Raw genomic sequence first — 1,571 nt, 5'->3', positions numbered from 1 at the left:
TTTTCCTGTTACAATCCAAATAAAATTGGATCAAAGTTTTCGGTTAAATTTGTTTTTATCTTATTTACAGCGTATTGCATTTCTTGGTGAACTTCTCGGCCAAAGGTCAAGGCACGAGAGCCTCCGCCGGCCTTTGATCGAGCCGGTGCGGAGGCACATCGTGCTTAACACCTTTGGCTCTCTCGAAAGCCGAGATTTCAGAACCCGAAAAAATCCTTCGATAAACAGATTTTCCTTAGCGGTCAGCTCTCTGCCGCATATCCCTTATTAGTTTACAAAGGCCAGAGGAGCAGATTATTTTAAGCGGACGTTAACGCCGCAACAACTATGTAGTATTCTCTCTGGGAAAATCCGTTTACCGGAAGGGTTTCTCTATGACACGATACTATTGACATATTCGGTCTGATGTTTCAGCACAAAGAATAGACGGTTTACCAGTTTGCGGGCGACCTTTACGATAGCTTTGCTCTTGGGCATCCGTTTGCATTGTTCCGTATAGAACAGGTTCATCGCAGGGTCTTGACGTACCGCCACCCATGCCGCTTCTATCAGGTTACAGCGCATAACGGCGTGTTTTCGTATGGTAATATCCCCCGTCCCATCTTTCTCTCCGCTGGAGTGGCACATCGGGATCATTCCGATATAGGCAGCCAGTTGTTCGGCATTGCGGAAGCGGGTTATGTCGCATATCTCGGAGAGGAACGCCATTCCCGTAGCCTGCCCGAACCCCGGAACGCTCATAATCAACCGCAGCGGTTCGCGGAATCGATCCGTCTTGGCCAATGTCCGTAAAGCCCGTGTCATCTCCAGTTTCTGACGGCGTAACTCTTCCAGATGCCGGATATGAATGTCGAGGGCCTGACGGCCGCTCGGGGTGAGCGTCTCTATCTCCTTCAACCAGGCGAAAAAGCGCTTCGACCAGTTGGAAAACGGAGTGAGAAACTCCTGCGGAATCTCGATGCCTAAATACCGAAGTTGAGACTTGAGCCGATTCTTCTGACGGGTCGTGTCTTTGGTTATCGAGTTCTTCAATCTTATCAAGGAACGCATCTCCAACGATACGCTGTCCGGCGTATAAATGCCTTTCAGCTCGTTGGCTCTTAAACTCCGCGCCAGCTTACCGCTGTCCACGGTGTCGGTCTTACGCAGCTTTTCGCTGCTCTTGGTCGGCACGTCGGCCGGATTGACCACGATGTTGTCGATCCCTAAGGCCGTCAGACGCTCGTGTATCCAAAATCCGCAGAAGCCCGCTTCGTACACCGAGTGATACTCGGCGCCCGGATAACTCCGAGTTAAAAATCCGTACAACGCTTCTGGGCTCGGATGCTGGCTAAACTTCTTCAATACGGAGGTTTCGGACAAGACCGTAACCGACCAACTCTTCAAATGGACGTCGATTCCTACATAAATCTTTTGTCCTCTGAAACTAATTTTGTTTCTTTGCTCTCTCATGGCTATCGTCGTTTTAGTTAGTAAAGGTTTTGCAGCTTTAATCTAACCAAAATCTCGATAGCTTTTTCATTTATCCGCTATCATCGCGGCTTACCCTGATTGTAAACATAGGGATTATT

Annotated in this window: 1 protein-coding gene; it reads right to left on the bottom strand. The window is 48.8% G+C overall.

The genetic code is table 11. From position 1 onward, the window contains the following. Window positions 1-372: 372 nt before the first annotated feature. Complete coding sequence (locus WMO46_RS15535) at window positions 373-1,452, bottom strand: IS110 family RNA-guided transposase (RefSeq protein ID WP_004293627.1); 1,080 nt, start codon at window positions 1,450-1,452, stop codon at window positions 373-375. Window positions 1,453-1,571: the final 119 nt, after the last annotated feature.

The organism is Alistipes intestinihominis (assembly GCF_040095975.1).
Classification (GTDB): domain Bacteria; phylum Bacteroidota; class Bacteroidia; order Bacteroidales; family Rikenellaceae; genus Alistipes; species Alistipes senegalensis.
This window is presented reverse-complemented; position numbering and strand designations above follow the sequence as displayed.